8 protein-coding genes are annotated in these 14,044 nt (G+C 63.7%); 2 read left to right on the forward strand and 6 right to left on the reverse strand.

What is annotated here, in order from left to right:
* Nucleotides 1–29 precede the first annotated feature (29 nt).
* From ACW7G0_RS05665 to ACW7G0_RS05685, 5 genes are all read right to left on the reverse strand, one after another.
* A complete protein-coding gene (locus ACW7G0_RS05665) occupies nt 30–704 on the reverse strand; it encodes a hypothetical protein (protein WP_456988209.1) in 675 nt (224 codons plus the stop codon).
* A gap of 244 nt (nt 705–948) precedes the next feature.
* Entirely contained in the window at nt 949–1,713 is a 765-nt protein-coding gene (gene pgl, locus ACW7G0_RS05670; RefSeq protein WP_456988210.1) for a 6-phosphogluconolactonase, read from the reverse strand.
* Nucleotides 1,710–2,615, reverse strand: a complete 906-nt coding sequence (gene gnd / locus ACW7G0_RS05675) for a phosphogluconate dehydrogenase (NAD(+)-dependent, decarboxylating) (protein ID WP_456988211.1) — start codon at nt 2,613–2,615, stop codon at nt 1,710–1,712. Before gnd ends, pgl begins: the two co-directional genes overlap by 4 nt.
* Nucleotides 2,612–4,090, reverse strand: coding sequence for a mercuric reductase (locus ACW7G0_RS05680; protein ID WP_456988213.1), 1,479 nt, complete (start codon nt 4,088–4,090; stop codon nt 2,612–2,614). Before ACW7G0_RS05680 ends, gnd begins: the two co-directional genes overlap by 4 nt.
* Nucleotides 4,091–4,095: 5 nt before the next feature.
* Complete coding sequence (locus ACW7G0_RS05685) at nt 4,096–5,388, reverse strand: glucoamylase family protein (protein WP_456988215.1); 1,293 nt, start codon at nt 5,386–5,388, stop codon at nt 4,096–4,098.
* A gap of 85 nt (nt 5,389–5,473) precedes the next feature.
* On the opposite strand from ACW7G0_RS05685, the gene ACW7G0_RS05690 reads away from it, so the two are divergent.
* Together ACW7G0_RS05690 and ACW7G0_RS05695 are read left to right on the forward strand one after the other, a co-directional pair.
* Nucleotides 5,474–9,475: a GH36-type glycosyl hydrolase domain-containing protein gene (locus tag ACW7G0_RS05690; RefSeq protein ID WP_456988216.1), complete on the forward strand. Its 4,002-nt coding sequence runs from the start codon at nt 5,474–5,476 to the stop codon at nt 9,473–9,475.
* Nucleotides 9,476–9,627: 152 nt separating this feature from the next.
* The gene (locus ACW7G0_RS05695) at nt 9,628–12,039 is read left to right on the forward strand and encodes a catalase (protein WP_456988217.1); all 2,412 of its coding nucleotides are present in this window, start codon (nt 9,628–9,630) and stop codon (nt 12,037–12,039) included.
* A gap of 72 nt (nt 12,040–12,111) precedes the next feature.
* On the opposite strand, the gene ACW7G0_RS05700 is transcribed toward ACW7G0_RS05695, so the two are convergent.
* Nucleotides 12,112–13,674, reverse strand: coding sequence for a sulfotransferase (locus ACW7G0_RS05700; protein WP_456988219.1), 1,563 nt, complete (start codon nt 13,672–13,674; stop codon nt 12,112–12,114).
* Nucleotides 13,675–14,044: the final 370 nt, after the last annotated feature.

Consider the following 14,044-nt stretch of genomic DNA (forward strand, 5'->3'; position numbering starts at 1 on the left):
TGTATCGCGCCGACTGCAGATCGCTCGAATCAGTGGGCATCCATAGGGTAAACGGACCGGACAGGGCATCCAAACTTTGCCCCCAGTATCTGCAGTCGGTCGCTTCCCGTCATAAGGAAATCCGGCGGCCTACCGCCGGCAAATGCGCGGGTTCCAGCCTGGATCGTGTCCCCCGGGTTTCCGCAAACCAGACCGATACCCATGCCGGAACGCATGGACATGGCGCTGCCGCCTGACAGTTGAGGGCATGAACCGGTCAGTTCCACCCGATAGAACCGGTTACCGCCGGAGCGGCGTGGGTCCATTTCCACAACCACGCCTTCGGGGTCTTCCGACCAGCCCCGTATATATCGAGGGTTGATGCAGTAGTTGGAAGAGGCTGCGAATCCACGTCGCCGTTCGCCCTGTACCTTGACGGTGGACAGCGTTACGGTGCCGTCCGGGCTGGTATGACTGGCCCGGGCGTGCTCGGCATACTCGGCAGCACTGATCCTGGCGACACTGTCTACCGGGCAGAGACGATCGTTCATCGCGATGAACTCGTTGCCGGTGCCGCACATCCACCCGTCCTTGGCCAGCATCTTCGCGTCGGAGGCGGTGGTGACGTCACCGCAAGCATCCGCGAAGCTCAATCGATAACGCAGCCCGTCGGATGCCGCCACGGCAAGAGTGCGCTCATCCGCCTGGAACACTTCATTGACCAATCGGGTATCCAGGCAGTTGCCTGCAGGCGCTATACGCTCGGATCCGAAGCTTGGTGTCGCCAATAGCATGCCCAATACCGCCGGCAGGAAGAGCTGGTTCGTACTGATATTTGCCATCGCTTCACTTGACCCTCAATCTGCCCGCAATCCTACGCTTGGCAACGGCCGTAACCAGTGGCTGCAGCTATGATCTCGACAAGGTATGACCATACTGTTGCTGATCGTAGCTTGACCAATTGTCAGCTCATGCCGGGTGTCCCGTCGACGGCAGCAACGACGCGTCCAGCAGCACATCGACTCCGGCGGGTGGACAGATGGCCGCGGCCGGCAAGTCATTGCCCGTTCGCCACTGGGCCACGGCATCGCGCTTGGAATCTCCCTCGATCAGGAACAGCACCTCGCGAGCCCGGCTCAACCGGGCGGCGCTGAGCGACACCCGCTGCGACGGCGGTTTGGGCGAGTCGAAGACGGCCAATACGTCGTCGGCATTGTCCGGTACTCCCCAGTCGTGCCCCGGAAACAGGCTGGCGGTATGTCCGTCCTCGCCGATGCCCAGCATCACCAGGTCGAATGGCTCGGCACTGGCCGGCGGCGATCCGTTCGGCCCTGGCGCTTTCAGGGCTTCGGCATAGGCAACCGCGGCGGCCTCGGCACCCAGTTCGGCCGGCATCACATGGACCTGGCCCGATGGTATCGGGACATGCGAGAGCCAGGCGTCACTGGCCATGAGGCTGTTGCGCCCCGGGTCGCCCACCGGCAGGCAACGCTCGTCGCCAAACCAGATTTCCCAGCGTGACCAGTCGGTGTCGGCGGTGCGCAGAAGCGCATGGACATCCTGTGGCGTGCGGCCCCCGGACAGGACGAGTACGAACTGTCCCCGTGCGGCGATGGCGCGCTTCGACGCGTCCAGGACCCACAGACAGGCCGCTTGCGTGAGTACCGCCGAACCCTCGACCTGATGCCAGCGCACCCGCTGGGGCAGGGGGCCGGCTGCATCGACGATGCTCATTCTTTTTTCACCGCGTGACCGCCGAACTGGTGGCGCATCGCCGCCAGCAGCTTGTCGGAATAGGAGTCGGTATCGCGCGAGCGCAAACGCTGCAACAGCGACAAGGTGATGACCGGTGCCGAGACGTCCAGGTCGATGGCTTCGGCCACCGTCCAGCGTCCCTCGCCGGAGTCGTCGACCCATGGTGCGATCCCGTCCAGGCTCGGGTTCTTGTCCAGCGCGCGGGCGGTGAGGTCCAGCAGCCAGGAGCGCACCACACTGCCGCTGCGCCAGATCTCGGCTACCTGGTGCAGGTCCAGACCGAAATCCTTCTTGTGCTCCATGATCGAGAAGCCTTCGGCGTAGGCCTGCATCATTCCGTACTCGATGCCGTTGTGAACCATCTTGGTGAAATGGCCGGCACCAACCGGGCCGACGTGGCCCCAACCCTGGTCCTTGCCCGGCGCCAGCACTTCGAACACGCCCCGCAACCGCTCGACCGGCTCTTTCTCTCCGCCGATCATCAGGCTGAACCCTTCCGCCAGCCCCCAGACCCCGCCGCTGGTACCGCAGTCGACGTAGTGGATCTGCCTGTCGGCCGTCAGCTGGCCGCGACGCAGTGTGTCCTTGTAATTGGAGTTGCCCCCGTCCACCACAATGTCGTCAGCCTGCAGCAGCTTCAACAGGGCAGTGACGGTGCTTTCGGTGATGTCGCCGGCCGGCACCATCATCCACACGGTTCGCGGTGCCGGGAGTTTGCCTACCATCTCCTCCAACGAGGCCGCCGACTGACCTCCCTTGTCCTCCAGTTCGGTGCGCGCCTCGGGCCTGGGGTCAAAGCCGACGATTTCATGGCCACCGCGCATCAGCCGTTCGGCCATGTTGGCGCCCATTCGTCCCAATCCGATCATTCCAAGTTTCATGATTGTCTCCTTGTCGATGTGGTGGCCAGGCCGGCGACGTAGGCTTGGGCGGCCTTCCTGATCGCGTCGGCCTGGGTGGGGTAGGCGTGGATGACCCGGGACAGCGTGCTCAGGCCAATCCCCGCCACCATGGCCAAGGTGATCTCGCTGATCATCTCGCCGGCGTGGCGGGCGACGATGGTCGCGCCGATGATCAGGTCGCTGCCGTCCCGGACGTGGATCTTCACGAAGCCGACCTCCTCGTTGTCGGTAATCGCGCGGTCCACATCGTGCATCGGGACGGTGAAGGTGGTCACCGGGATGCCAAGCTCGCGGGCACGGCGCACGTGCAGGCCGACGTGGGCGATCTCGGGATCAGTGTAGGTGCACCAGGGGATGACCAGCTCGCTCAACTTCTCGCCGGCATCGAACAGACCGTTGTGGAGTGCGATCCGTGCCGAAGCCTCGGCGACATTGGTGAACTTGTGCTCCAGGCAAACATCACCGGCCGCATAAACCAGCGGGTTGGTGGTCTGCAGGAAGTCATCGACATGGATCCCCCGGTCCGGGTCGTATTCAACCCCGGCGGCTTCCAGCTCCAGACCATCGACGTTTGGTGCGCGGCCGGTTGCGGTCAGAATGGCATCGGCCTCCACCGTGCTTTCGAAATCGTCGCTGACCAGGTCGATGAGCTTGCGTCCCGCCTCCACCCGGACCCGGACGGCGCGGGTATTGAGCCGGATCTCCAGCCCATCACGGGCCAGTACGCTGGACAGGACCTGCGCGGCGTCGCGCTCCTCCCTGGGCAGGAACAGCGGCCAATGCTGGGCAATCGTGGTCCGGCTGCCAAAGCGGGAGAACGCCTGCGCTAACTCGCAACCCAACGGGCCGCCGCCGATGACCAGCAGCCGGCGAGGCAGTTCGGTGATCTCGAACGCGTTGTGATTGGTCAGGTAACCGGCCGCCGCGAGACCCGGAATGTCAGGGATCAGTGCGTGCGCGCCGGTTGCGATAATCGCCTTGCGGAACCGCAATGTCGCCCCGTCCACCTCAACCGAGTCGTTGCCAAGGAAGCGTGCCTGGCCAAAGAACACATCGATGCCGGCATGCGCCAAACGGTGCGCCGCGTCGGCACGACTGATGCGCGCGCGAACCCCGCGAATGCGCTCCATCAACGCCGCAAAATCGACCGGCATCTCCGGTGGCACCTGCGCGCCATACCGGGTTGCCTCATGCATCTGTGCGTACACCCGCGACGTACGCAGCATTGCCTTGGACGGCACGCACCCGGTATTCACGCAGTTGCCGCCGAGCATTTCGCGCTCGACCAGGGCGACCCTCAACCCGAGTGCCGCGGCTTCCTGGGCGGCAACCAGACCGGCCGGTCCCGCGCCGATCACCACCAGGTCATACCGCATCGCCGGTGGGGGATTACGCCAATCCGGCGGGCGCAGGTTGTCGAGCCGATCGCGCTCGTTGACGCTGGGCGTATGCATCGTGCTCATTCCAGCCAGCCTCCACGGTATCCGGCATGGCGCAAGCCGGGCTGTAGATAGTCGCAGTCGCGCATCAGCCGCCAGGGCAGGCCGGTACGATAATTCTCGATCATCAGCACCACGATGCCCTGATCGAGTCCGAAGTACCCATCCGATGTCCATGCTGGCGGCTGCTCACCGCCCAGGGTCGGGTTGAAGCTGCTCGCGTACTTGCCCTGCGTCAGCATCTCCGGATAGCGTTTCAGCATATGGCGCGCCGCGGCCAGCGAGGCGGCGGGATCGAAGGGCATGCAGGCGATCGCCGCCCAGCCGCTCAAGGTGCCGTCGTCAGGGCCATACGGCACGGCGCGGGCGGCATAGCCGTACAGGCGTTGCACTCCCTGGACGACCGCGGCGGTGCCCTCGTTGGGTCCATCGCAAGCGGTCAGGCCCCAACAGTCCCTGTCGTAGCCGCGGAACCAGCGCGGGTTGCGCCATGCGTACTCACGCTGGACCGCCACCGCTCGTCGCGTGTTCTCGAAGTAATCACAATTCTTCTGGCGCATGAACTCGTCCTGGATGCCGCGAAAATCGATCCAGGTGTGGGAGAACTGATGCACGAACAACGGCCCGGCGAACAGGAATTCATGGCCGTACAGGTTCTCCCACTGGTAGGTAGCCGTCCACGCGTCGTAGCGCTTCGGGTCAATGGGATGCGTGGGTGATCCGAGTGCAAGGATGTACAGGATGATGCCCTCGTCATAACCATCCCAGCCGTAATGAAGGAACCCGCATTCGGGTTTCCAGCCATGCCGGATGGTGGCCTTGCCGCCTTGTGCCCACTCCCATTCCACGCGCCGATACAGGGTGTCGGCGAGCTGCCGCAACTCGGTCTCATCCGGGTTGTCCGCGTCGAAGTATTCCGCCACGAGCAATACGCCGGCCATCAGCAGGGCGGTATCGATGGTCGACAGCTCGGAGCGCCACATGCGAGCGCCGGTATCCATATCCAGGAAATGGTAATAAAAGCCTCGATAGCCGGTGGCCGTCTCGCTCCCGCTCTGGTCGCTGCCAGCGAAAAACCGTAGTGACGCCAGGCAGCGGTGAGTGGCTTCGCTTCGGTCCATCCAACCGCGTTCAACCGCAACCGGGCAGGACGAAAGCATGAACCCCACTACCGCAATGCTGCAGGGAGAGCCGGGCCGCGATGTGTCGGCCACCAATCCGTTGAGCGGATTGAAGACTTGCTGGAAGTAACCGAACGCCGCGTGTTGCAACTGGTCCAGCAACGCATCGTCATCGGGAGCGAAGTTCGCCATTCACGGAGCGTAGCGGAGTGGCGTGCAAGGAACCGTCACGGCCGCCGCGTAGGATGGAAAGCGGGTTCAGTGAGGTCCGATTGCCATGCCAACGATGCCGCCTGTCGCCGCCGCGCCGCGCGCCAACCTGCTGTCCAACGGCCGTTACACGGTAATGATCACCGATGCCGGGTCGGGTTTCAGTCACTGGAATGGGCTGGCCGTCACCCGCTGGCGCGAAGACCCGACCCGCGACCCGTGGGGCAACTACATCCTGTTGCGCGACGTCGGCAACGGTGCCTCATGGTCGGCCGGCTTGCAGCCTTGCGCGGGACGGCCGGATAGCTACGAGACGTTCGCGGAAGATGGCATGTTCCGCATTGAACGACGCGATGGGAGCTTGGACACGATCCTGCAGGTTGCCGTCGCGGCCGGCTTCGATACGGAAGGTGTCGATGCGGAGCTGCGACGCATCAGGCTGGTCAATACTGGCGATCAAGCGCGCGTTGTCGAGCTGACCTCCTATGCGGAGCTGATCCTTGGCTCGGCGGCAGGGGATGCGTCCCACCCGTCTTTTTCCAAGATGTTCGTGCAGACCGAATGGCTGCCCGATGCCGGCATCCTGTTGGCGACCCGGCGTCTCCGCGATGCCGGCGAGTCGCAAACCTGGGCGGCACACGTGGCAGTGGTGGAAGGGCAGGGCAGCACGACCAGTGAATACGAGAGCGATCGCGCCCGGTTCCTCGGCCGCGGCCGGACATTGCGCAATGCGGCGGCAATGCAGGATGGCGTGGCGTTGTCGAACACCGCCGGCTCGGTGCTGGACCCGGTGTTCAGCTTGCGCCGACGAGTGTCCGTCGAGCCGGGCTCCTCGGCGCGGATCACGTTCTGGACCTGTGTCGGGCCGAACCGGGACGCGGTGCTGGAAACCGCGCGCAGGCTGGCCGATGGCCTCGGCAGCCGCCAACGGTGCGAGCAGACCTTGGAGGCGGGAGTTACCCAGGCGCGCAAGCAGCGTGAGCGGTTCGGTATCGATGACGCCGCTGGCAATCGCGCCCGTGAGCTTGCGTCGCCATTGCTGTATGCCGATCCAGCATGGCGTGCGCCAGCGCAGCAGATCGAGCGGGGCGCTGGCGGCCAACCGAGCCTGTGGCCATTGGGCATATCCGGCGACCGGCCCATCGTGTTGCTGCATGTTTCCAGCGCGGCCGACCTGGAAGGGATCGACCAACTGCTGCGGGTACAGCGTTACCTGCATTGGCAGGGACTCGGCGCTGACATCGTGCTGTTGAACGGCGCCTCCGGCGATGACGGCGACACGCTGCAAGAATCCCTCGCCAGCAGGATCGAGGCGCAAGCCGGGACATTGGAATCCGATGCCACGGCGGCGGGTCGCGGTGTCGATGCCAGTGTGTTCCTCGTGCGCGGCGACCAGACCGATCAGGCGCAGCGCGACAACCTGGCAACGGCTGCGCGGGTGATCCTGGACGCCGGTACGGGTGGCAAACATCGCGATGCGGCCAAGTTGGATCACGCAGAAGCGAGTCCTGCCGTGGCAGGTCAGTCCAGGGCACAGCCCAGCCGAGCCGGCGACGGGCACCTGCGCGATAGCGACCAACGCCAGGCCACGTCTGGACCTGACACCCAACCCGAACCACGGTCGGTTACAACGCCGATTGCCGGGATCGAGTTCGACAACACATACGGGGGGTTCACCGGCAAGGGTCGTCACTACACAATCCGTCTGTCCGGCAGTCGGTGTACGCCGTCACCGTGGACCAACGTGGTCGCCAATCCCGACTTCGGCTTCATGGCAACGGCCGAGGGGGGCGGGCACACGTTCTCGGGAACCAGTCAGCTGAACCCGCTGACGCCGTGGCCGAACGACCCGGTCAGCGACATGCCCGGCGAGGTGTTGTACCTGCGTGATCTGGACAGTGGCGAGCTGTGGAGCGCGACGCCGTCTCCGATCCGGGTACCGGGTGCGGACTACACCAGCGAGCACGGCAAAGGCTGGACCCGCTACACCCATACCGCCTACGAGCTGGAAATCGAATTGCTGCAATGCGTGCCGACAGCTGACCCGATCAAGCTGTCGCGACTGCGCATCAGCAACCCATCGGGCAACGCACGGCGATTGTCGATCACCGCTTATGTCGAATGGGCGTTGGGGCCAAACGGGAAAGTGCCGGCACCGTACGTGGTCACCCGCCACGACGACGAGACCGGCGCGGTGTTTGCCTGCAACCGCTGGCGCGCCGAGTTTGCCGAACGCGTTGCCTATGCCGACCTGGGCGGCCGGCAGACATCGTGGACCGGCGACCGCGGCGAGTTCCTGGGTAGGCTGGGATCGGTAGATGCGCCCGCCGCGCTGATGACCGATGCGGCGCTGTCTGGTCACGTGGGCGCCGCGCTGGATCCATGTGCCGCGCTGCAGACCGGCATCGAGTTGGCCCCTGGCGAGCAGGTCGATGTCATGTTCCTGCTCGGCGACGCGCCATCGGCCGGCGAGGCGCGGCAGTTGCTGGCCCGCTACCGTGACCAGGACATCGAACGCGTGCTCGCGGACGTCACGGCATTGTGGGACGACGTGCTGGACCAGGTGCAAGTGCAGACGCCGGACCGGGCGATGGACATCCTGCTCAACGATTGGCTGCTCTACCAGACCCTGTCGTGCCGGATGTGGGCGCGCACGGCGTATTACCAGTCCAGCGGCGCCTATGGGTTCCGCGATCAACTGCAGGATGTCACCGCGCTGTGTATCACCCGGCCGGATATCGCGCGCGAACAGTTGTTGCGCGCAGGCGCCCGGCAGTTCGTGGAAGGCGACGTGCAGCATTGGTGGCTGCCACCATCGGGGCAGGGTGTACGCACGCGAATGACCGATGACCGGATCTGGTTGCCGTTTGTCGCGATGCATTACATGGACACCACCGGCGATACCGGCGTGCTTGATGAGGACTTGCCTTTCCTGGAAGGGCCGCTGCTGGAGGACGGCCAGCACGAGGCGTTCTTCCTGCCCAAGGTGTCCGACCAGCACGGCAGCCTGTACGAACATTGCGCACTGGCACTGGATGTCAGCCTGTCGCTGGGCCCGCACGACCTGCCGCTGATCGGCACCGGCGACTGGAACGACGGCATGAACCGGGTGGGCGAGCAGGGCAGGGGTGAGAGCATCTGGCTGGCGTGGTTCCTGTTGGACAATATCCAGCGTTTTGCGCCGATCGCCGAAGCACGTGGCGACCACGAACGGGTTGCGCGCTGGCGTGATTGCGCTACGACCGTCAAGGCCGCACTGGAAACCGCCGGTTGGGACGGCCAGTGGTACCGCCGCGCGTACTACGACGACGGCACCCCGCTGGGTTCGCACACCAGCAAGGAGTGCCGGATCGACACCATCGCCCAATCGTGGAGCGTCATCTCGGACATGGGTGACCCGGCCCATGCCGCGCAGGCCATGGCGTCGGTGGACAAGCACCTGGTCGACCGGGAGCACCAGGTCGCGATGTTGTTCACTCCACCGTTCGACAAGTCCACGAATGACCCCGGCTACATCAAGGGCTACCTGCCGGGCATCCGTGAGAACGGCGGCCAGTACACCCACGGCTCGCTGTGGGCGATTTTTGCCTGGGCGAAACTGGGCGACGGCGACAAGGCCGGCGAATTGTTCGACATCTTCAACCCGATCCGCCACAGCAAAACCGCAGCCGCTGCCGAGCACTACAAGGTCGAACCCTACGTATCCTGCGCCGATGTGTACTCGGTAGACGAACTGGCGGGGCGGGGCGGTTGGACCTGGTACACCGGCTCGGGTGGATGGCTGTACCGTGCCGGCCTGGAAGCGATGTTGGGCTTCAACCTGCGCGGCGACCATCTGCTGATCGACCCGTGCATTCCCACCACATGGCCGGGTTTCACTATCCGCTATCGGTATGGTGCGTCGCGGTATGTCATCAACGTGGAGAATCCGGATGGGGTCAGCCACGGCGTTGCCACGGCGGAGCTGGATGGTGTCGTCGTGCCATCGCAACAAGACGGTCAGCGGGGTGGGGTGATCGCCTTGATGGACGACGGCGCGGAGCACCAGGTGCGTATTCAGCTGGGCTGAATTGCCCGATCCATTTCACCCGGGGTAATGGGGCATGCCTGCGGTCGTTACTCCGTGGAAATGCTTCGCGTTGGCGTCACGCCCAGCCGCTCAAGTTGAGTGCACCGTCACCGACTCTGGTACTCCAGAGGAACGCGCAAAGGACCAATCCAATGACCACTTCGAAGCGTACCCGTTCCAACGGCAAGGCGAAGAAGGTTGCCGGAAAATCGGCAGCGCGAGCGTCCGATAGCGGCGCCTCGACTGCGCCGCCTTCGGGCACCGGCGACGCGCTCGCCCAACGGGCGGCAGATGTCGAGGCCACCGTCGCGGCTATGCCGCACAACGCCAACAAGGCTGCCGAACACGGTCACGAAAATGCACTCGCGCCACCCGAAGGCCTGCACGTCGAACCACCATCCGACCTCGTCGGCGCCAGCACGCTAGCCGAAGCGAACCGCTCCAGCAAGACCGGCAATCCGGCCGTAGCGGGCAGCAACCCGACCGTCGGTCCGCTGGATCGCGTGCGCGTGGATGGCAGCGGCCAGCGCCTGACCACCAACCAGGGCGTGGCGGTCGCCGACAACCAGAATTCGCTCAAGGCCGGCCTACGTGGCCCCGCGCTACTAAAGGATTTCATCCTGCGCGAGAAAGTCACCCACTTCGACCACGAGCGCATCCCCGAGCGCGTCGTGCATGCGCGTGGGTCGGGTGCGCATGGGGTGTTCGAGTGCTACAAGCCGCTGACCAAACTCACTCGCGCGGCGCCGTTCCAGACCGCCGGCAAGACCACGCCGGTGTTCGTGCGTTTCTCCACTGTCGCCGGCGAGCGTGGCTCGAAGGACACTGCGCGCGATGTGCGCGGGTTCGCAGTCAAGTTTTATACCGACGAAGGCAACTGGGACCTTGTCGGCAACAACATGCCGGTGTTCTTCATCCAGGACGCGATGAAGTTCCCCGACCTAGTGCACGCGGTCAAGCCCGAGCCGAACAACGCAATGCCACAGGCCGCCTCGGCCCACAACACGTTCTGGGACTTCGTCGGGCTGATGCCCGAGTCCATGCACACGATCCTGTGGCTGATGTCCGACCGCGCGATCCCGCGCAGCTTCCGGATGATGCAGGGCTTCGGCGTGCACACGTTCCGCTTCGTCAACGAGGCCGGCGAGTCGGTGTTCGTGAAATTCCACTGGAACCCGCTGCTCGGCACCCACTCGCTGGTCTGGGACGAGGCGGTCAAGATTGCCGGCGCGGACCCGGACTACAACCGTCGTGACCTGTGGGAGGCGATTGAAGCAGGCGAGTACCCATCGTGGGAACTGGGCGTGCAGGTATTCACCGAAGAACAGGCCAACAAGTTCAGCTTCGACGTACTCGACTCGACCAAGATCGTGCCTGAAGAGCTGGTGCCGGTGACGCCGATCGGGCGCATGACGCTCAACCGCAACCCCGACAACTTCTTCGCCGAGACCGAGCAGGTCGCGTTCTGCAGCGCGCACGTCGTGCCCGGCATTGATTTCACCAACGATCCGCTGCTGGCCGGCCGCATCCATTCGTATGTCGACACCCAGTTGACGCGACTGGGCGGGCCGAACTTCCACGAGATCCCGATCAATGCGCCGATCGCGCCGGTGCAGAACAACCAGCGCGATGGCATGCATCGGCAGGCGATCCATCGTGGCGCTGCCGCTTACGAGCCCAACAGCCTCGGCGGCGGTTGTCCATTCCAGGCGGGTACGGCGGGTTTCGTGTCGTTCCCGGAACCGGTGCAGCAGGACGAGGTACGCGGCAAGCCGGAGAAGTTCGCCGAACACTACAACCAGGCGGCGTTGTTTTTTGACAGCCAGAGCCCGCCCGAGCAGGCGCACATCATCGCCGCGTTCCGTTTCGAGCTGAGCAAATGCACCGTGCCGGCGATCCGTGAGCGCGTGGTGTCGATGTTGCGCAACGTGTCCGACCCACTGGCGAACGGTGTTGCGCAGGGTCTGGGCATGGCAATGCCGGCGCCCATGCCGCGAGCACTGGCCAAACCGCCCAAGCCCGAAGTAGATCGGTCGCCCGCGCTGTCACTGCTGGCGCGCCCGGGCGATGGCGGTATCCGCACGCGCAAGGTCGCGCTGCTGGTCGCCGACGGCGTTGACGGCGAGGCCGTGACCGCCGTGCAGGCGGCATTGCTTGCGGCCGGCGCGGTGCCGCGCCTGGTCGGTAGTCGCATCGGCCCATTCAAGACTGCGGCGGGCGACATGCTCGACGCGGATGCATCAATGGAGAATGAGCCGGCGGTGTTGTTCGACGCGCTGGTGCTGCCCGATGGTGCTGCCGGGGTGGCAGCGTTGAAACAGGACGGGCACACGGCCGAATTCATCAAGGACCAGTACCGTCACGGCAAGGCGATCCTGGCATTGGGTGAATCGCTGGCGCTTCTGGAGAGCGCCGGAGTGCCCCATACATTGCCGACAGGTGAAGACGATCCCGGGATTGTAATCGGGGGTGTCAAGAAGCTTGGTCGCAGCATTGAGGGTTTTATCAGTGCTGTTTCCCGCCATCGCCACCCCGAGCGTGAGACCGATCCTCCCATGGTGTGATCGCCTCCATCGCTGCAGCCGAAGCTGCGGTGAATGCGCTTGTCATGCAGAGACGGATTGTTGGAACCTGCCTTACCGGACTGATGCGAGGCCGTTGATCAACGGCGAGAGCCACGGTTCGTAATTGCGCCAGCGATCCAGTCCGGACCGGTTGATCGGGAGCCGGACCTGCTGGGCGCTCGGAGTGTGAACGGGTCGGCGATTCTCGTGGAAACGGAGGCAGGACTGATCGAAGTCCAGCCCCATATAGTTGAGAAGACGGCGAATCTCCGCATCCGGGTTTTCCACCAGCGATTCGTAGTGCAGTCGATAGACATGCCCTGGAAGGATCGCGTCGATATAATCCATCATTCGAATGTAGTCATTATTATATCGGGCCAGATCGTGCAGATTGGCAGGCAAACTGCTTTCCCGATTGAAATAAGTGAAGTAAGTCGAAAGACAGCACGACAAAGGGTCTCGCCTGACGTCCACGATCCTGGCATTCGGCAGGATCAGCCGGATAAGCGCGATGAATCGCCAATTGGCCGGCATCTTGTCGGTGAAATAGCGGCGGCCGCTTCTTCTGTGTCGAAGCGTTGCGTCAAGATAGCGTCGCCCCAGTGCCTCCAGTTCGCTCGGTGTGAGCCTTGCCATGGCGCCGGGCAGCGATTCCCCTGTCGTATCATTGCCGGAGATCGAGGCCGCAATGTCCTGAAGCTCGGACAACTCCCCGGCACCCTCCACCATCGGGTGGCTTGCAAGCATCTGTTCGACGAGCGTAGAGCCGGAGCGGGGCATGCCGACGATGAAGACCACATCGTCGGCCGGATGTCCGCAACCATGGCGTTCGGAAAAAAATGAAGGAGAAAGTGCTTCTTCATGGGACACAACCAGCTCTCGGATTCTTCGTGGATCGTAAGGGACGAGCGTTCCACGCAGAGCATTTGCCTGTTGGTAATGGCCGAAGGACTGCTCGAACCGCCCATGGTCGGCGAACGCCTTTCCAAGTGCGAACTGGAACTGGACTTTCTGAAACGGATCGCGGGCCTCCGGCAATACCTGTTCCATCATCCGGATGTCGTCCGCGCCCAGCGGGATCGTGCGCAGATTGGCAAGGTTCCACCATGCAGCGCCATTTTCGGGATCCAGCTGCAATGACCTGCGATAGGCCGCTACGGCCTGTTCGGTCTGGCCCATGGTTTTCAGGGCGTATCCATAGTTCATCCACAACACGGACGAGTCCGGCGCTCGCGCCACCAATTCCTCGTGGACGTGAAGGGACTCCTCGATCCGGCGCGCGGCCGAGAGTACGCCCGACTTGATCGACAGCGGCCAGATGCTGGCCGGGTGCCGGACTATTTCGAGGTCGAGAAGCACGAGTGCTTCATCGTCCCGCCCCATGCGACAAAGCAGCGACGACAGATCCGCATGACCGAGGACGAAATCTGGTCGATAGGCGATGGCGCTTCGCAGCAACCGTTCGGCATCCGCGGCACGTCCGGTTCTGACTGCGGTCATGGCGAGCAGACGCAAGGCTTCGACGTCATCGGACGCCTCCGCCAAACGGGAGCGGACGAGCGCCTCGGCTTTTGCCAGTTCATTGGATTGCAAGGCGTGTAGAGCCGCTGTCAGGGGCGTTTGTGCGGTGGTCACGAGTGGCCTGGATGGATGTTCGTCACGATGGCGGTTGTATCGGGATGCGCTCGGGATTGGTCGGATCCCATGTACTCACTGTCGCGAGTGTGCCGCGTCCCGGCGATAAAGCGGTAATGCGGCCCAGCGCTTTTCGAAAAAAATGATCTGGAATGGAATTTTCAGGAGCATTTGCGAGTTCTCATTGATCCTGATCATGAGAGAAAATCACCATTGATTTCGAAAACTCACGTCGACATTCAGGGGAGTTGCGGAGTGTGACGACTGACAAACACCAGCGTGACGCCAGACAAACACCCAGCTAAGGCGATCGGTTAACGTAAAAAACGTCGACGACGATGGAATATCCAACTCGGTTATTTTCCGGGGA

It is taken from the genome of Lysobacter sp. A286 (genome assembly GCF_054052105.1).

What these genes read in the sequence shown, in the direction of transcription:
- pgl (WP_456988210.1), bottom strand. Translation starts at nt 1,713, where the DNA reads ATGAGCATCGTCGATGCAGCCGGCCCCCTGCCCCAGCGGGTGCGCTGG.
- gnd (WP_456988211.1), bottom strand. Translation starts at nt 2,615, where the DNA reads ATGAAACTTGGAATGATCGGATTGGGACGAATGGGCGCCAACATGGCC.
- ACW7G0_RS05680 (WP_456988213.1), bottom strand. Translation starts at nt 4,090, where the DNA reads ATGCATACGCCCAGCGTCAACGAGCGCGATCGGCTCGACAACCTGCGC.
- ACW7G0_RS05685 (WP_456988215.1), bottom strand. Translation starts at nt 5,388, where the DNA reads ATGGCGAACTTCGCTCCCGATGACGATGCGTTGCTGGACCAGTTGCAA.
- ACW7G0_RS05690 (WP_456988216.1), top strand. Translation starts at nt 5,474, where the DNA reads ATGCCAACGATGCCGCCTGTCGCCGCCGCGCCGCGCGCCAACCTGCTG.
- ACW7G0_RS05695 (WP_456988217.1), top strand. Translation starts at nt 9,628, where the DNA reads ATGACCACTTCGAAGCGTACCCGTTCCAACGGCAAGGCGAAGAAGGTT.